Here is a 16,986-nt window from a genome sequence, read left to right as displayed (position 1 = left end):
AATCACTCCTTATTGAAAATGTGTTGTCCACTCTACACAATACTCTCGAACGATGCGATCCTTTTCAACGTTTTCAGTAAACGCGGGAAAAACGTAAAGTAAATGAACAACTAAATAAAAAACTGGCTCTAATTTTTGAATGGTGTGAAACTCTTCTTTTAACTGAGATACAGAACCATAATCTGTCCAAAAGTCTAGATAATAACAAAGTAATTCCTCCGCTGCTGCCTCAGAAAAAAAGCTCGTCACTTCATTAAATAGCTGAACGATACTTAAAAAGGGATGCGTAATGGAACTGTCTGACCAGTCGATAATATAAGGGATGTCCTGTTCAACGATCACGTTTCCGCCAAACAAGTCACCATGATCAAGCGAGAGTGGTAATTCACATAAAAGTGTTTGTACTGTAGCTAGAACCTTGGTTATGGTCGAGTGAATGAGCTGGTATTCGTTTGAAGGGATCTCTTTTTCCAATATTTCCATTGCTTTAAATAAAGATTGTTCACTTAATACCTCAGTCAATGGTCGTAAAGGAATCTCCATTTGAGTTAGCAAATCTCCTGTTACATATCTTTTCTGAACAGAAGCTATCCTCCTAACCGCCTCTTGCCAATGGTTTAGTTTCCTTGAGAATCCTAGTAATGTTCCTTTTAAACCTTTCATTATGTACATCGAAACATTTTTATGTATAGACAAAACTTGAGGGGTGTAATTGCCTAGTTGACTATGAACAAATGGTTCATGTTCAAATAGCTCAGGGACCGTTTTAATATAATAGCAATCCGTTTCCGTCTCTACCTGATAAAGTGAACACTTCTCCCAATTGCGAATTTGTGTAGTTTTGAGCTTTGTTTCCGTTAAAGTCTGCTTAACCCAATCCTCTACACTCTCTCGCCACCCGTATCGCATCCATGGTTTGTTTGAAGGTTGACTAGCTAACCAGAGATCAAGGATCCACTGCTGATCTTGTGCCAACAAGGTTCTATTATCTTGGACTATGGGAGCTGCCCACACCATGGGTTGATCTTTTTTCAAAATTGGCGTAAGTAGTTCCACTTCGTACACTCTTTGAGTAGAACTTTGATCGAGACATCTCACCACATTTGTTTGTAATTGATACTCATTCAGGAGATAGTCATTGATGACTTTTGTCTCAGCGATATGAAAGGTTTTTGCGATAAAGGAGGGGATAGATAACTGCGTTTTCTCTTTCATAAAAAGCATACGATTCTCTGTCGGTTGATACAGTAGAAGCTGGATATTCATAAAACCCTCCTCAAATCACAATAACCATCAAACCAAATAACACAGCCGTTAACACGACCTGAGTGATAGCTAACTTTGCATATTCCAATTGACGGTCTTTTTCCTGATTATCCTTCAGCTTTTTCAGCAATGCGCGTTCTCTAATCAAACAAAGAGCATTAACAAGTAGTAGAAAAAGAAACGGAATCCAGAATCCATGATCAAAAAATAACCGGAAACATAAAAGTATGGTTAAACCGAGAAACACATACGAATACCAAATTCTCATGGCTTTCTCCTTCCCATTTGTTTCACCTCTATCTAGCCTACCATCTTTCTCCAATTACCTTCAATATTAAATTGACAGCGCATCCCAATTCAAAAAGGACACCTCACAGTGCCCTTCCCTCCGCTAATCGTTTGCAACAAGCAGTAACACCCAGTCTGTAAAGTCGGTATCCTTTGGTGGTGGATGGAACGAGACAACGTTATTTAAAGAATAGAGTCCACTATAGCTTCTACTTCCATTTACAGGATCAACCCAATAGGCGTTGTAGTTCGATTTTGCATTCGGTTTATGAAGCGAGAAGCCTTTGCCACTGTACGTATACACAACAAGATGCTGATCACGTCCAAAGACTAAGACTTTATCTTCCTTCGGTTCCTCTGCTTCCTGTGGATACAAAATCGATTGCATCTGTTCACATTCTTGAAATTGAATCTCCAGCATTAGCTTTTTTAAAAATTGCATTTGGCTACCACCACTTGCATGTAGCGCCTCAGCCCACGTCGCATTCACCCCGTACTCTGACTTGTAACCTGCACCGTTAGATTGGAAGATGGCATTATGACCATAGATGTGTCCAAACGCTCCCGAGAGTACAGACCAATATGCATATCTACGTGTGTGATGCGCTTGCCAATAAGGTTCGGAGGAATCATGTAACCCCTGGGGAATCTGTTCATATGATGGTTCACCGTCAATTACAGGCTTAGTCGGAGTTTTTTCAAGGTCATGTAAGACATATTGCCAATTGTCTTCACCATACCAAGGCTCATGTGCATAAGCGTCGTCCCATGATTGCAGTGCGGGTTGATCGTATCTGCGATGACCTGATTGGAACATATTAAAATCAAGCCAATCCTTTTCATGAAACCAATACGAGGATGATGTTCGGCCAAATGGATGGTAGCCGACCAGCATGTTCGGCATACTCGCTTTTAGCTTTTGTCCAAATATATCCCAAAGCTCAGGATCAAGGTCTCCCCTTGTATCTCCACCTAGCAGCCAAAGAATATTTGGTTTATCTTTAAAAGTCTCAGCTAAAAAATCGGCATATGCCTCTACGTTGCGTGTATGCAGAAAGCCCTTTTTAGCAACTTTTCCCCATACAGGAAGCAGAGCAAAGTACATTCCCTCATTAGCTGCAAAATCAACAAGCTCCACCACTCGCTTCCAATATGGAGCATTGTCAGGAGCAATGGTTTTTAACACATCCTCGTTCTCTATTTGTTGATGACTGACAGGGTCATCCTTATGCGCCACGTTGATGAGGATAGACTGTATTACATTAAACCCCTTTTCTTTTCGATTCATTAGGTACGTTTTTGCATGATGAATGGATAACCGTTGAAAAAGCGTCCAAGCAGTGTCCCCTAACCAGAAAAATGGTTGGTCTCCATTGACTAGATAGGTCTGATTGGGATGAACGGCGAGCTTTCCAGCTTCCCATGGTTTAATCAGTGTAATCTCCTCCTTTGAACGTAAATTTTAATAGCGCTTACAACTTATATTATACCTTCTCTTTTTTCTGTCTGACTCCTTCATAAAATGAAAGAAACCGTACTCATTCAAAGAACAAGTACGGTTTCTTGAATCTATCTATGCCCAACAATTTGGTGTGGCGTGTAGCACTCTTCCAGATACGTTACATCCTCAGGTAAAAGCTTTACCTTTAACGCATCGACTGCGTCTATCAAATGTTGTTCCTTAGTTGCTCCAATAATAGGCGCTGTGACAGGTTCTTTTTGCAGAAGCCAAGCAAGGGCAATATGTGAACGAGGGACTTGATACTTCAGTGCAAGGTCTGCTACTCTCTCAACGATGATTTGATCTGTATCGGCCGTTCCATCGTATTTAGACTTCTGTACCTGATCGGATTGTGAGCGCTTTGTAGATGCTGTCACATCACGGGTTAAGCGTCCCGAGGCAAGTGGGCTATAAGGAGTCACTCCTATTCCTTCTTCCACACAAAGTGGCAGCATTTCTCTCTCTTCCTCTCGATAGATTAGGTTTAGGTGATTTTGCATGGAAACAAAACGTGTCCACCCATTTTTCTCAGCGACATGTAATGCTTTTTGGAATTGCCAAGCATACATGGCAGATGCGCCAATATATCTTGCTTTTCCAGATCTCACTACGTCATGTAACGCCTCCATCGTTTCTTCGATTGGTGTATGTTCATCCCAACGATGAATAATGTATAAGTCAACGTAATCAGTCTCTAAACGTCTAAGACTATTGTCAATCTCATTCATAATAGTCTTTCTTGAAAGTCCGGAACCGTTTGGGCCATCGTGCATCTTCCCATGAACCTTTGTTGCAAGAACAACCTCATCACGTCGTGCCAGTTCCTTTAACGCCCTTCCAACATATTCCTCACTCGTACCAAGCGAATACACGTTGGCCGTATCAAAAAAGTTGATTCCTAGGTCGAGTGCTTTTTTAATCACGTTTCGTGAATCAGATTCATTTAGCACCCAATCATGGATCCATTTGCTGGAGTCACCAAACCCCATACAGCCTAAACATAAGCGAGAAACATCTAAACCCGTCTTACCCAGTTTGACATACTCCATTCTACTCACCTATCCTCTCTATACGTTACTCTTAGTATGACACGATCAACTAGAAACTCTTAACCTAAAGCTATTTTATTCTTGCCTATTCCTCTTAGGTTCCTTCCATGTACCTTCCTTTCAACGTATACTTCTTAGTAAAAAGGAGCAAAAGAAGCATGCATGATAAGCAACTTACTGATCTTAAACATTTTGTCATCAATCGTTTAATGAAGGATGGAGTACACAAAACCGTTATCCCATCTCTATCGCTCATTCGCGAATCTGAGCCCACCCAACCCATTCCAAGAGTAAACGAACCTTCGTTTTGTCTTGTACTCCAGGGTCAAAAAGAAATGAACATGGGCAGTCAGCACTTCTCATATCGTGCTGGAGATTACATTGTGGGTGCCATTGATTTGCCTGTTATTGGACATGTTGTCAAAGCAACAAAAGATTTACCCTATGTAGCAATTAAGATTGAATTTACGTTGGGGGAGATTTTTGAGTTAATGGACGAGTCGGATCAAAAGCGAACGTTAAAAGGGAAAGGCAGGAATCGCGCGATGTTTGTGAAGCAAATCAACCATGCGTTATTAGATGCTTTGACCAGACTTACTTATTTACTTAAGGACCCTTCTCACATTACAGGACTCGCGCCAATTCTAAAAAAAGAAATCATGTATTGGCTGTTAGACAGTTCTCATGGGACGATGTTAAAACAAATGGTCATAGAAGGAAGCCTTGCTTATAAAATGAAGGATGTGATTACACATCTATTACGTACGTACGATCAACCAATGAAAGTGGAGGAATTAGCAAACATAGCAAATGTAAGCACATCTACCTTGCATAAGCAATTTAAAGAAGTAACAGCTATGAGTCCAATACAATATCAAAAACAGCTACGATTAAATGAAGCGAAACGTCTGTTATTAACTGAGACATCGGACATTGCAAGCATTGCATACAAAGTTGGCTATGAGAGTCCCTCTCAATTTAGTAGAGAGTACGCTCGATTATTTAACAATCCCCCTAGTCAGGAGATGAGGTCCTAAAACTAGGGGGATTTGCTACCATACATTAGTCCTTTAAACCTTTTCCATTTAAGATATGTTGGACGTATTTTTCGATTCTCGCTTCTCTTGTTTTTGCTTGCTTCGCCTGTGCGAAGTACAACAGATATGCCCGCTGGCGTCCTGGGGTCAGCTTTTCAAAGGCTTCTTCTAGCTCTGTATTCTCTTGAAACTTCTGCTCGAGCTCTAAAGGGATTGTCTTCTCTGTATCAAGATTTAATTCCACTTTTAATCCGGCCTTTTCAACATCAATCGCCTGATTGATGTATGCGACAATCTTTTCACTGTTCTCTTCGATTTCTTGAAGGTCTTTAAAGCGTATCTGCCTTGCTGCTTGTACATTTTCTGTTTGTTGAACAAGTAGGCCATCTGAATCTGTCAGCAGGGCTCCTTTCATAAATAGGAGTGCACAATACTCTTTAAATCCATGAATCAATACGACATTTTTACCGTTCACTGTATAACAAGGGTTCCCCCACTTAAACTCCTCCACAACCTCAGCTGCACAAACGATGTGACGAAGCGCAGTGAATTCTTCTTTCCATCTTTTTTCCCTATCTAAAAAAGCATCTACCTTTGAGTTCTGATTCATTACAAATCCTCCTTATTCAATGATCCTTATTATACGTTAGATGATCTGTCTACAAACAATTGACATAAATTAATAAAGATTTCATAAAGAATGATGCACTTTTCTATTTGAATCTATAAATGTGATATAATGAGCAATAACAATATCACATAAAGTTACAGATAGGAGATAACCGTTATGAAAGATGAAACAAAATTTATCCTTCATTTGGTTCTTGTCGCATTTTCCATTCTTATTATATCAATGGTTCAGCTTAGCATTATTCCTCTAGAGAAGGCACAAAATGTAGTGTTTACAGGAATCCTTATAGGGGCATTATCTACTCGACAATTATACAAATTATTCAAAAAAGACCAAAACCGCACTAGTTCTACGGACTAGTACGGTTTTTTTACTTGTTGTACGAACGAATAAACGCAATAAAAGCTTTTACCTGAGGAAACGTCTCGGCATAATCCGCATGGCTTACCCATGTCTGCCGAATGATTTGCTCATTTTCATTAGATAACAAGGTCACATGATAATCTGATAAGTCTAAGTCACCTACAGCAAGCTCAGGTAAAACAGTCGCTCCAATTCCATGTTTCAACAGTTGTTTAGAGGTTTCCATTTGATCTACCTTTACTTTCGTCTGTATATGTTGATCCGGATGCTGAATAAACCATTGGTTCACAATTGTTTGGAAGCTTGAATCTGTTTGAAATTCAATTAACACGTTTGATTGCGCTCCTTTCTTCCTTAACAAATATAATCTTTCTTCTAACAGAAGCATGGATGGAACGGTTGGTTTATCTCCTCGAGTGATAAACACATGAAACCCCTCATGCTGCCTGATAATCTCGCTCGATAATCCCGTAAAAAGCTCAATATTTACTTTTGGATACATCGTAATGAAATCACCCAACACAGCAGGTAGATAATATTGGCCAATGGTTGACGAAACCCCAAGCGATAACGTACCTTCAACCGTATCCGAGTCCATCGATAATGCATTTCGAACATGGTTCGTCTCATTCATCATGGTTTGAGAGAACGTAATAACCTTCTCTCCACTAGGTGTAGGAATCAGCTTTTTAGGCGTCCGAACAAACAATGACTTTCCCCAATAGGCTTCTATACTTTTAAGTCGTTGACTCACTGCAGGCTGCGATATTAAAAGAGCTTTAGATGCTTCTTTAATCGTACCTGCTTCAGATAACGCAACAATCAATTGATGATCTTCAACCTTCATATGTATCTCTCCCCTACTATAAGTTTTTCTTATTCAAACGAAGAAGTTTTCTGTCTTTTTCTTATTATATCGCTTTTGATAAGATGAACCTAACCTTATTAGAAAGAAGGAGAGAAACATGAAGATCTTTGATGCCCATCTACATATTATTGATAAACGTTTTCCTATTTACGAAAATCAAGGTTTCACTCCCGACTCTTATACTGCAGAAGACTACTCAGCTGATGCTTCGAGATTATCTATCACAAATGGCGCCATCGTGTCTGGCTCCTTCCAAAAATTTGATCAGACGTATTTAAAAGAGTCACTCAGACAATTAGGTAGCGGATTTGTTGGCGTCACTCAATTACCTTTTACAACAAGTGATGAAGAAATCATTGAGTTAAATGAAGTTGGTGTGAGAGGGTTACGCTTTAATGTAAACAGAGGGGGTTCAGAAGATATATCAAAGTTGGAAGCCTTCTCAAATCGTGTGTATGATTTAGTTGGCTGGCACACGGAGTTATACATCAATTCAGCGAAGTTGGCCGACATATACAACGTACTTACTACGTTACCTGCAGTCTCCATTGATCACCTCGGATTATCTAAGGCAGGTTCAGATGATTTATTAAAACTTGTCTCTCATGGTGTAAAAGTAAAAGCAACGGGGTTTAGCCGATTAGATTTTGATGCAGCCGAAATGATTCAAGATATTTATCGTATGAACAGTGAGGCATTAATGTTCGGAACCGATCTCCCATCTACACGTGCACCAAGACCTTTCCAGGATTCAGACATCGACATCGTGAAAGAGTGCTTGAAGGATGAAGAGGCGATCCATAAAGTACTGTATCAAAACGCTATGGATTGGTATTTCCGCGGAAACAAAAATGGAGCGGGGGCTGATGGACATGCACGTTAGAAAAGCAACCAAACATGATATACCAGAGATGGTTCGAATGTTAGCCGATGACGTCTTAGGCTCAAAAAGAGAATCGTATCAGGAGCCATTACCGAGTGAATACTACGAGGCATTTAATGAAATAGAGGAACAGAAGGGGAATTGTATTTTAGTTGCGGTGGAAGAGGACGAGCTTCTTGGGTTTCTGCAGCTAACCATCATTCCCGGACTATCACGAATGGGCATGAAGCGTGCCCAAATTGAAGGTGTCCGTGTGGACGAAAAGCATAGGGGAAAGCGCATTGGCGAAAACCTTTTTCATGACGCGTTTGAGCGTGCTAAAGAAGCAAATTGCAGTATGGTGCAGCTAACTACGGATAAATCACGAAAAGACGCCCATCGTTTTTATGAGCGCCTTGGGTTTGAGGCTAGTCATGATGGAATGAAACGGATGCTTTAACGCTTCACATGCTCACTCAAATGTCCAACCCATTTCAGTGAGTCTTTCAAGTTCTTCTTGAGGAAGGTCTTCTTCTCCACCTTCCTCAACAAATTCGAGATCAAGAATAGATGTTTGAGCCGGATCGCTTTCCATGATTACTTCAGATTTAATACGGATAAGGTCACCACTTGAAAGCTCATCAAACACTTCTTCATTTCCTGATTGACTCCCCATAATGATCGAACCATGTTCTTCACTCATAATAAAATGATCACCAGACATATCTTTTACATAGCGCCCTTCTATTGTTCCTATTTTATTGTCAGATTGAGGCTGAGCTGAACACCCACCGCCAACCATTAAGAGAATCAGGCATAGAATAATCACACTAGTTTTGCTCATCGGAAACATCTCCTTTTTATACCTTTTTAAAATACTTTCCTAAGAAACGGACATCCTATGGATAAAAAGACTTTCCTTAGGAGGGTACGTAATGGATCTGCCTACAATTCAAACAAATATTTGGGATGCCGTCCTTGCAGTGCCAGTGGTTTTAATTGTTACGGAGTTAATCAAATGGATTACACGCATCCCTCACAAATATATCCCTACTATTGCCACTATACTCGGAGTCTTAATCTCCGTTTTTTACAGTCACCGGCATGATTTACCGGCTGGACTGTTTATGGGATTCTTTTACGGTAATGCGGCCGTTGGAACATACGCGGGAGTGAAAACAGCTTTATCCGCTTATCGAAAGAGCAATGCAACATACGAATAGTGATTTAGTTTGTGTCTATATGAGTGCGCTTGCTGCAATAAGCGTATACAACATATCCAACAAGCATACCAATAGCCCCACCTACGCTGATGGCGTAAACGAACTCACTAATAATAATACCAACAACCGTTCCTACTCCTGCGCCTGCAATCATCCCTAATGGAATGACGCTATCTAAAAGATTTTGATTCTGTTTAGATTTGGCTTTGGCCAACTTCCCTTTTTTGTACATCAATTCAAGACGTTTAATCACAAATACAACAATGATTCCTACAATTAAAAGCGGCCCTACCGCATGTAAGATATCCATATACTCATCTCCTTTTTGTTGATTTGTTTCATGCTATACTCAACGTATAGTGTTAGAAAATCTCAAATTAGGACTGATACATATCTTATTTATTCTCGTTTTTGCCTTAGTGTTTGTGGGTGCTTTTTTGCAAAGTATTAGTGGAATTGGGACAGGGTTAGTTGTGGTTTCCGTATTACCTCTGTTTATGACAGTCAAAGACACAACCTTAATTATATTAACGATCTTAATATTTGGCGGTGTGACAGCTGTAATCAAATATTACAAGTATATTGAGTGGAAGAAATTTACCGAGTTTTTAATCTACGTAATAATCGGTCGACTCGTCGCCTTTTTTATACTTTCGAATTACGGTGAAATCGATGCGATTAAAGTATGGCTTGGTGGCTTTTTGTTCATCGTGGCTCTTTATCAGCTTCTGCTTCCAAGGTTTTCAAACAAAGAGATAGCTGCAAGAAAGTCTCCAAACCGCTGGGTCAGCTTTATACTTGGTATTCTCGCTGGGATCGTGGGAGGCATGTTTGGCATTGGAGGTATCTTTATTGCTACGTTTTTCATCATGCTTTATCCAAACCAACGCTTTTCCTATATTGTTAGTATACAAGTTTCAGCTATTATCTCCAGTGTTTTTTCGATTAGTCTTCATGCAGCAAATGGTGATATTGAAGTACCTTTGCTCCCTTACCTCCTAGTAGGTATTATTGCAGTAATCTTAGGGACTGTTGTTGGATTTAAGTCACTTGATAAAGCAAAACCACAAACCATAAAGAGAAATCTACTTATTCTTATTTTAATTGCTTCATTAAACCTTATGTTATTTTCGTAAACATCTAGTCTTAGTTTTATAAAATTAATTCCATACCACGATCTTTCGATTTCACTTCCTGACCTCATTCACTAAAAGAAGGTTTAACATTTTTAGAAGAGGGGTAAGTATATAACTTACTTATAAAGGAGTGGTTCGTACGTATGGTGAGTAAACACAAACTTATTTCTGGAGCACTAATTGTAACAGCTGTTTCACTAACAGCCTGTGGAAGTGAAGACACGGGCGAGGGTGGCACGATTACTATAGGTCACTCCACATATTCTGATGGAACGGCATTTGCTTACGTGTGGAAGCAGCTTCTTGAAGAAGAAGGGTATACTGTTGAGATGACCACTTTTGAAAAGGCATTCTTATTTGAAGGAACGGTTAATGGAGATATCGATCTAGCATTTGGAACATGGCTACCCTTTACTGATCAAGCCTATGTCTCTTTAGACACAAATGAGTTAGAGTTAACTGAAGATCACCTATTATATGACGGAGCTCATAGTGGATTAGTTGTTCCAACGTATATGAATGACATTAATTCAATAGAAGACTTACCTGATGCGATGGACGAATTTAATGGCGAGATAAATGGCATCGATCCCGGCTCCTCACTTATGCAAATAATGAACAATGATATCATCCCCCACTACCAATTAGAATCATACGAGCTTACTATATCCTCTGAACAAGCAATGATGCAACAACTTGATACGGCTTATCAGAATCAAGAGCCTGTTGTTGTGACTCTATGGAGTCCACATTACGCGTTCGAGGATTACGATTTAAAATACTTAGATGATCCGGACCAAGTATTCGGGGAACCAGACAGCATTTACTATATGGGTCGTAATGGTTTTGCAGAAGATTTTCCTAATGCTGATAGTTGGTTAAAAAATGCCTACTTTGAAGAAGATCAACTAGCAGAACTCCTTTCTCTTAGACAGGATTTAGAGGATGAAGAACAAGCGGCTGCTGAATGGATCGAGAACAATCGTAACCTAACCGACAACTGGATCAACCAATCTTAATTAGTAAAAAGCCAGAGGCGCAAATCCTTTGGCTTCTTACTTTTGTTTAAGAAACAATTTAAGACATTAAAAGACAATATTTATTCAAAAAAGTGGTTTAGCTCAATATAATAAAGGGTATGAAAGATTAGATCTTATGAAAAGGTGCGATGAAATGCTGAATCAAAACGATGACCTTTTATTTACCCAAGAAATACAAAAGCTTAAAGAAGAAATGCTTTATGCTAAAGACGAGACACTTAAGGTAACGATCGAAAATGATATCCATTATCTAGAAACGATTTTAAAAACAGAAACAAAATCGTGCGTCACATTATACAACGCTCATCTAAGCTGCTGATTCAACCATTCTGAAATGATTTTAGTTATGGGAACCGAGCCTAGAATAACTAAAAAGAAAGCTAGAATACTCAATAGAATCGTTAGCTGTCTGTTTCCGAAAAACAGATCAAGTAGATTCGTAGCAATGATAAAAAGAACGAAAAATGTACCAACAAATACAAACCCTTTAACTAGTCCCATATTTCGTTTCAATCAATTCACCCTTCCTTCCTTCATTCACCTACGAATCCCTTCCCTATTTTAAATTGAGGTAAGCCTCTTTCATATTCAACCAATACGTCCAAGCCTTCAAATATGTCTCCATGTCTTTTGGATGATGTTTAAGGCAAGCTGCTAGCCTAAGATATAATCCGATTAATACCTTTCCATATAAACGATATGGATCTTTTTTATGGTCTTTATTGAGAAAAGATACTACACCATCTAGGGTTTCCTTAGTTAAGTCTTCAGGAGTTGAACAAAAAGCGTAGATCAGATCATACAAAGGATCTCCAAGCACAGGAGTTGGATCAATCACTCCGCTTAATTGATTTTCTGAGAAAATGAGATTATGAAAGCCTAAGTCTCCATGAATGACATAAGGAATTGTTTCACAAGATACCTCCCCCACAAGTACCTTCACAGCTTGGTGCTCATCTGACTTTAATCGAGAACCAATTAGAGCGCTTGCCTCTGCTATTTCATTTAAAAGAAATGCTTTCCACGTATTAACTGGATCATCTACCCAGCCCCAGGCTCCCTCTTTAGGACCAGGTGTATAATGATTGATTACTTCTTCAACTAATACCTTGAGAACCTCCCTTTTTTTAAAGGATTGGTTTGCCACGGTTCCCTTAATATATGAATACACCATATAGTCACAGGTAGGAGAAATGTACAGTACTCTTGGAAATAGCTTTAATGATTGATACATCCGAAGAAATTCACATTCTACTTTTATCATTTGAGGAAGATTTGCTTTTATAACATATGTATTATCCAAAACGTAAACCTTACTCACCGTTCCTCCAGTCGGTTGATCTATAGAAGTAGGGAAGGTTCTGATCACATTCTCTTTAAGTAATTCACCAACAATTAGTTGTACATCCAATCTTACGCCCCCTTATATAAAAAGCACCAAAGCCTTAGTTAGCTTTGATGCAAAGCGAATACTTTAAAGGCCAACTTGAGTAACAGCATGATTCGCATGCTCGGTGCTAAATCCTTCGAAAACCAATTGATCGATTAATTCTTGCTTAGAGAACGAGGAATAATCGAGATAATTTTGTGCCATTTTTACAGCCTGCTCTTGCCAATCGGGAGACACACTCTCAACCGCATGTGATGCATGCTCCTGACTAAATCCTTCAAACACAAGCTGCTCCACTAGGCCAGACTTTGAAAAAGCCGTATAGTCTAGATAGTTTTCAGCCATGTTGATGGCTTGTTCTTGCCAGTCTACACTTATCGACTCGACTGCTTTATTTGCTTCGTCCTGACTAAACCCTTCAAATTTAAGCTGTTCAACCAGTCCTGATTCAGAAAATGCTGTGTAGTTAAGATAGTTTTCAGCAGTCTCTGCGGCTTGATCTTGAGAGAGTGTTGTCTGGCTTTTTTCTTCCTCTTCAACCTTACGTTCTTCTTCCTCTTTTTTAGCTTGCTCCTCTGCCTCCTCTGCCTCCTTTTCTTCGGCTTCTTTCTGTGCTAATTCTTCTGCTTCCTTCTCTTCCTGCTCTTTCTTAGCAAGCGCTTCTGCCTCTTTTTCTTTTGCCTCTTCTTCCTTCTGCTTCTCTTCGGTTGCAATTGCTTGTTCTTCTTCTTTCTCTACTTGCTCCTCTGATTCTTTATTTTCTACCTTTGTTTCTTTAACTTCCTCTTCCTTCTCTTCTTGTTCCTTGTCTTGCTCCTCTTCTTTAGCATCTACCTTTGCCTCGACTTCTTCCTCCACCTCAATGATTTCCGATTCAGCTGCCACTCCTTCTGTGAAAGAAGCACTTAAAGCGGATATGCCCGCTCCGAGCCCAAGGAATAGTACTGCTCCCAAACTAATCCCGGATCCAATAAGGTATTTATGTCGGTTTCCCTTACCCTTTGAGAAACTTAATACGAAAAAGACAATCATTAAAATCATCGCCAATAACATGACGAATAAAAGAAAAGCTGCCACTTACATCTCTCCCTTAACAGTTTTAACTGAAATTACAGAACCATGTCTAGGACCCGCTGGCAGTTGCACACTTGAGCTAATATCGGTCCAATGCGTTAAGTCTGTTGATTCAAGGATTTCATAACCTGCTTTTCGGAACGGGTCAACAAACATGATCCATTTTTCATGATCAGCGTTAGATCGAACCGAAAAGACCGTTGGACCTTCTGTGAGCTCAGACGTTAAAAGGTCAGAGATTTTATGAAAATCCGTTTTTCCGTTCCTAGTGGAAAACGGACATGACCGAATCGCTTTAAACTCTGTTCTAGGATCATTTAACCCTCGTTCATCTTTAAAAAACATATAGTGCTTTTGCTCATCTGTCGTTATAACCGTTGCATCAATCACATTGTAACCAGGATCAAAGAACAGCTCAGGCTCTGAATAATGTATGAAATCGGACGTAGTTACAGACCAAATTCGATGATCGCGTTCCTTTTCTCCAACAGTTGATGACCAGATTAAGCGGTAAAGCTGGTCATCCACGTCAAAATAAGCCTCTGGTGCCCAACAATTTTTTGTAAGTGGAACGTTCTCCATGACAGGAAGCAATCGTTCATCGCTCCAATCCACCAAATTATTTGATCTTGCATAACCAATGCTTTGACTGTTCCATCCATTCGTCCAGAGTAAATGAAAGATCCCTTCATGATCTTGAATGATAAACGGGTCACGCATCGTTTTTGTCCCAACGGTGGAAGAAAAAAGTGCCTCCCCATTATTCATGTCCTCCCAATCAAGTCCGTTTTCACTTTTTGCCACAAACAGTTTCTCTTCCCCTGTTTTGAAATAGCTAAATATGTACATAAGCTCCTCCTTCGTCATAATTGAATATCCAGTCTTCTTGCCCTATAATAAGATCGTACGTTCTCATTATGAACATAAGGAGTTTGATCCCCCATGAACATGTTTTTATCTTCTTCTTTCGCTGATGTACTAGATTTATTTAAAGAATGTACCTCTGAGCAATTGGCTGGTAAAAGTGTTACCTTCATTCCAACAGCAAGCCATGTTGAAGAAATAACTCACTACGTAGATGCAGCAAAATCAGCATTTATCTCGCTAGGAATCACTATAGACTTATTAGATGTGTCAAACACCCCATTTACGGCAATAAGAGAAGCGCTAAACAAAAATGATTACATCTATGTATCTGGAGGAAATACCTTTTTCCTCATGCAAGAACTGAAAAAGTCCGGAGCAGATCAATTATTGATTGAACAAATTCATAAAGGAAAGCTATATATCGGTGAATCGGCCGGAACCATTATGATGGCTCCAAGTATTACATACATCGAACAGATGGATGACAAGTCTAAGGCTGCCAGCCTCAGCAACAATGAAGGACTTGGCTTAATCCAAAGCTACCCGGTTCCACATATTGGGCACGCTTATTTTAATGAGTCAGTAGAACAGATTATAGAGAAGTACCAGTCTTCCCTAGACCTCCTTTTACTCTCAAACAAACAAGCCATCCTTATTAATGGAACGGATATGATTGTTAAAGGGTAAGGCTTCCTTACCCTTCAATTAGATCTTGTAGAATCGCCGTCATTTCTTTAGGCACAGTGTATAACGTGTGTGTATCTTCTACCTTCATCAAAGTATTCTCAAATTCTGGATCAATCGGCCATAGATGGAATTGGTCAGTTTCCTCATTCGTGTACGTAACCTCTAACCTGTACATGGGATCTGTTACGTTCACAACGCCTTCAACTGCCTCAGTTTGGTCGAAAACGTCTTGGAATGAGTTCAGATCAGCTTGATCCGTGAGTATGAGCCGGTCTTTATCATCATTTAAAGAAATAACTTCAATGCGTTCAATCTCTTCTTCTGAGGTTCCAGAAGCTGTTTGACAGCTAACCAGTACTAGCGTTACAACCCCTATAGATATTAACTGTTTAACATGTACGTTCAGAAAAACCACCTCATCATTAAGGAGCGAAGTCCGTCACTCCTGTTAAGATTAAGACAAATACTAAGATCAAAAACAAAGGAAAGGATAGAGACAAGACAAGTGCGACGATTGGAATGAATTTTTTAGATCCCCTTATTAAAGCAAGTATGGAAAGAATGACTCCAAGTGGTGTTAAAACAAAAATGATGTAATCACCAATCGACGAACCAATCATCACCACTCTTGTAAAAGGGACAAATGTTAAAAAGAAACAAACAATGCCTATGAACAATGCAGCATATTTGAGCCGTTTCATTTGTTTTAATGATGATGCATGATCTGTCATTTAACGACATCCTTCCTTATAACATTCGATTATTAACGCTTAATTCCTTCTACCGCTAATAAGTACATGGTGTGAGACGTGGCTACTTGGCTTACCCACTCCCTATATTCCTTCTCAGCCACTGCTCGCGCGTCTTCTTTTATATAATCCTCCATCACCATTTGCCTACCTCTACCTGCCATGACATCGGCCCAAATCCCTGCCTGCTGGTCAAAACTCACATCTTCACGAACCGTCTCTTCATGCTGAGCCGTTACATGTATGTGAGTAAGCCCAGCTTCGTAAAATAAACGCTCCAAGTTGTCGGCAATTGTATTATCCATGCCTGCATCCGCTCTCCATTTAAGAAATGCCGAGTAGAAATTATTTGTACTCTTTGGTGGTAAAGGGTCCCAGCTGATTTTATCGTGATTGTAATCTAAAACGATAACCCTTCCTCCAACGTTTGTGACTTGGACCATTTGTTTTAAAGCTTCTAAGGGATCGGCTAACCATTGTAAGACTCTTGAACACGTCACGAGATCAAATGAAGCCTCATCTTTTAATTGATAAATAGTTCCCACTTCAAACTGTACATTCGGTAAATCCTCATGCATTGTACGTGCCTTTTCAACGAACGCTGGATTGTTGTCCATCCCTACAACCCTGCCTTTTTCGCCAACAGCTTTCGCGATATCTCTCGTGATTGCACCAGTGCCACATCCAATATCAAGAACCGTCATCCCTGGCTCAAGTCGTTTGGCCAGTTGTTTATGAGCTGTATACAAGGTTCTTCTGTCTAAGATATTTGACTGATTTCCATATATACTTGCTCTCTGGTCTGCTATATGATTGCTCAAATAATCCCTCCTCAAGGCTTATGATCTATATATACTTACATAGAACGTACTTCAATCCCTGCTTAAGTAAAATAAGAAGAGAATAGTATCAAGATTGATCCAAAATGCAAGAAAAAAGAAGCTTGCATCAAGAA

The 16,986-nt window shown here is 39.6% G+C and carries 24 protein-coding genes; 9 read left to right on the top strand and 15 right to left on the bottom strand.

The features are described 5' to 3' along the window. Positions 1-9 precede the first annotated feature (9 nt). The 4 genes from ACQKKO_RS11365 to ACQKKO_RS11350 all read right to left on the bottom strand — a co-directional run bounded on the left by ACQKKO_RS11365 (position 10) and on the right by ACQKKO_RS11350 (position 4,104). Positions 10-1,266, bottom strand: a complete 1,257-nt coding sequence (locus ACQKKO_RS11365) for an aminoglycoside phosphotransferase family protein (protein WP_498647209.1) — start codon at positions 1,264-1,266, stop codon at positions 10-12. A gap of 10 nt (positions 1,267-1,276) precedes the next feature. Then, positions 1,277-1,534 carry a hypothetical protein gene (locus ACQKKO_RS11360; protein WP_498647207.1) on the bottom strand — a complete coding sequence of 86 codons (258 nt, stop codon included), beginning with the start codon at positions 1,532-1,534 and terminating at the stop codon, positions 1,277-1,279. 123 nt (positions 1,535-1,657) lie between these two features. Next, the gene (locus ACQKKO_RS11355) at positions 1,658-2,986 is read right to left on the bottom strand and encodes a glycoside hydrolase family 140 protein (RefSeq protein WP_498647427.1); all 1,329 of its coding nucleotides are present in this window, start codon (positions 2,984-2,986) and stop codon (positions 1,658-1,660) included. A gap of 137 nt (positions 2,987-3,123) precedes the next feature. Continuing rightward, a complete protein-coding gene (locus ACQKKO_RS11350; protein WP_498647205.1) occupies positions 3,124-4,104 on the bottom strand; it encodes an aldo/keto reductase in 981 nt (326 codons plus the stop codon). Positions 4,105-4,262: 158 nt separating this feature from the next. Here ACQKKO_RS11350 and ACQKKO_RS11345 point away from each other — a divergent pair, with 158 nt between their 5' ends. Continuing rightward, on the top strand, positions 4,263-5,141 hold the full coding sequence (locus ACQKKO_RS11345) for an AraC family transcriptional regulator (protein WP_498647203.1): 879 nt from the start codon (positions 4,263-4,265) through the stop codon (positions 5,139-5,141). 25 nt (positions 5,142-5,166) lie between these two features. Here the strand turns inward: ACQKKO_RS11345 and ACQKKO_RS11340 are convergent, their stop codons facing one another. Beyond that, positions 5,167-5,751 carry a YdeI/OmpD-associated family protein gene (locus ACQKKO_RS11340; RefSeq protein WP_498647201.1) on the bottom strand — a complete coding sequence of 195 codons (585 nt, stop codon included), beginning with the start codon at positions 5,749-5,751 and terminating at the stop codon, positions 5,167-5,169. Between the two features lie 177 nt (positions 5,752-5,928). Here ACQKKO_RS11340 and ACQKKO_RS11335 point away from each other — a divergent pair, with 177 nt between their 5' ends. Next, complete coding sequence (locus ACQKKO_RS11335) at positions 5,929-6,132, top strand: hypothetical protein (protein ID WP_203089158.1); 204 nt, start codon at positions 5,929-5,931, stop codon at positions 6,130-6,132. 10 nt (positions 6,133-6,142) lie between these two features. On the opposite strand, the gene ACQKKO_RS11330 is transcribed toward ACQKKO_RS11335, so the two are convergent. After that, entirely contained in the window at positions 6,143-6,982 is an 840-nt protein-coding gene (locus ACQKKO_RS11330) for a LysR family transcriptional regulator (protein WP_498647199.1), read from the bottom strand. Between the two features lie 118 nt (positions 6,983-7,100). Between ACQKKO_RS11330 and ACQKKO_RS11325 the strand changes: the two genes are divergently transcribed. Continuing rightward, positions 7,101-7,886, top strand: coding sequence for an amidohydrolase family protein (locus tag ACQKKO_RS11325; protein WP_498647198.1), 786 nt, complete (start codon positions 7,101-7,103; stop codon positions 7,884-7,886). Next, positions 7,870-8,325 carry a GNAT family N-acetyltransferase gene (locus ACQKKO_RS11320; protein WP_498647195.1) on the top strand — a complete coding sequence of 152 codons (456 nt, stop codon included), beginning with the start codon at positions 7,870-7,872 and terminating at the stop codon, positions 8,323-8,325. The genes ACQKKO_RS11325 and ACQKKO_RS11320 overlap by 17 nt, the downstream gene beginning before the upstream one ends. 12 nt (positions 8,326-8,337) lie before the next feature. Here the strand turns inward: ACQKKO_RS11320 and ACQKKO_RS11315 are convergent, their stop codons facing one another. Next, positions 8,338-8,709, bottom strand: a complete 372-nt coding sequence (locus tag ACQKKO_RS11315; protein WP_498647194.1) for a hypothetical protein — start codon at positions 8,707-8,709, stop codon at positions 8,338-8,340. Between the two features lie 91 nt (positions 8,710-8,800). Here ACQKKO_RS11315 and ACQKKO_RS11310 point away from each other — a divergent pair, with 91 nt between their 5' ends. After that, positions 8,801-9,088, top strand: coding sequence for a hypothetical protein (locus ACQKKO_RS11310; protein ID WP_498647192.1), 288 nt, complete (start codon positions 8,801-8,803; stop codon positions 9,086-9,088). Between the two features lie 4 nt (positions 9,089-9,092). Here ACQKKO_RS11310 and ACQKKO_RS11305 read toward each other — a convergent pair whose 3' ends face one another. Next, positions 9,093-9,398 (bottom strand): hypothetical protein, encoded by a 306-nt coding sequence (locus ACQKKO_RS11305; RefSeq protein WP_498647190.1) that lies wholly within the window; start codon positions 9,396-9,398, stop codon positions 9,093-9,095. Positions 9,399-9,447: 49 nt separating this feature from the next. Between ACQKKO_RS11305 and ACQKKO_RS11300 the strand changes: the two genes are divergently transcribed. The 3 genes from ACQKKO_RS11300 (at position 9,448) to ACQKKO_RS11290 (ending at position 11,583) form a co-directional block, all read left to right on the top strand. Next, positions 9,448-10,224, top strand: coding sequence for a sulfite exporter TauE/SafE family protein (locus tag ACQKKO_RS11300; RefSeq protein WP_498647188.1), 777 nt, complete (start codon positions 9,448-9,450; stop codon positions 10,222-10,224). A 143-nt stretch (positions 10,225-10,367) separates the two neighbouring features. Further along, positions 10,368-11,243, top strand: coding sequence for a glycine betaine ABC transporter substrate-binding protein (locus ACQKKO_RS11295; protein ID WP_498647185.1), 876 nt, complete (start codon positions 10,368-10,370; stop codon positions 11,241-11,243). A 154-nt stretch (positions 11,244-11,397) separates the two neighbouring features. Then, on the top strand, positions 11,398-11,583 hold the full coding sequence (locus ACQKKO_RS11290; protein WP_498647183.1) for a hypothetical protein: 186 nt from the start codon (positions 11,398-11,400) through the stop codon (positions 11,581-11,583). On the opposite strand, the gene ACQKKO_RS11285 is transcribed toward ACQKKO_RS11290, so the two are convergent. The 4 genes from ACQKKO_RS11285 to ACQKKO_RS11270 all read right to left on the bottom strand — a co-directional run bounded on the left by ACQKKO_RS11285 (position 11,568) and on the right by ACQKKO_RS11270 (position 14,577). Next, a complete protein-coding gene (locus ACQKKO_RS11285) occupies positions 11,568-11,777 on the bottom strand; it encodes a hypothetical protein (RefSeq protein ID WP_498647181.1) in 210 nt (69 codons plus the stop codon). The genes ACQKKO_RS11290 and ACQKKO_RS11285 overlap by 16 nt on opposite strands. Before the next feature lie 43 nt (positions 11,778-11,820). Next, positions 11,821-12,675, bottom strand: coding sequence for a phosphotransferase family protein (locus tag ACQKKO_RS11280; protein WP_498647179.1), 855 nt, complete (start codon positions 12,673-12,675; stop codon positions 11,821-11,823). Between the two features lie 63 nt (positions 12,676-12,738). Then, entirely contained in the window at positions 12,739-13,731 is a 993-nt protein-coding gene (locus ACQKKO_RS11275; protein ID WP_498647177.1) for an Ltp family lipoprotein, read from the bottom strand. Continuing rightward, complete coding sequence (locus ACQKKO_RS11270; RefSeq protein ID WP_498647175.1) at positions 13,732-14,577, bottom strand: glycoside hydrolase family 43 protein; 846 nt, start codon at positions 14,575-14,577, stop codon at positions 13,732-13,734. A gap of 93 nt (positions 14,578-14,670) precedes the next feature. Between ACQKKO_RS11270 and ACQKKO_RS11265 the strand changes: the two genes are divergently transcribed. Next, positions 14,671-15,282 carry a Type 1 glutamine amidotransferase-like domain-containing protein gene (locus ACQKKO_RS11265; RefSeq protein ID WP_498647173.1) on the top strand — a complete coding sequence of 204 codons (612 nt, stop codon included), beginning with the start codon at positions 14,671-14,673 and terminating at the stop codon, positions 15,280-15,282. A gap of 7 nt (positions 15,283-15,289) precedes the next feature. On the opposite strand, the gene ACQKKO_RS11260 is transcribed toward ACQKKO_RS11265, so the two are convergent. Genes ACQKKO_RS11260 through ACQKKO_RS11250 form a run of 3 tightly spaced genes read right to left on the bottom strand, consistent with a single transcriptional unit; the run spans position 15,290 to position 16,852 of the window. Then, positions 15,290-15,697, bottom strand: coding sequence for a YhfM domain-containing protein (locus tag ACQKKO_RS11260; RefSeq protein WP_498647171.1), 408 nt, complete (start codon positions 15,695-15,697; stop codon positions 15,290-15,292). Between the two features lie 7 nt (positions 15,698-15,704). Beyond that, positions 15,705-16,013, bottom strand: coding sequence for a hypothetical protein (locus ACQKKO_RS11255; protein WP_498647169.1), 309 nt, complete (start codon positions 16,011-16,013; stop codon positions 15,705-15,707). 32 nt (positions 16,014-16,045) lie between these two features. Next, a complete protein-coding gene (locus tag ACQKKO_RS11250) occupies positions 16,046-16,852 on the bottom strand; it encodes a methyltransferase domain-containing protein (protein WP_498647167.1) in 807 nt (268 codons plus the stop codon). Between the last annotated feature and the right edge of the window lie 134 nt (positions 16,853-16,986).

The sequence above is a fragment of the Alkalihalobacillus sp. NPDC127517 genome (assembly GCF_050276055.1).
Classification (GTDB): domain Bacteria; phylum Bacillota; class Bacilli; order Bacillales; family Bacillaceae_D; genus Alkalicoccobacillus.
Note: the sequence above shows the minus strand (reverse complement) of the source record. Positions and strands in the feature narration are given on the sequence as shown.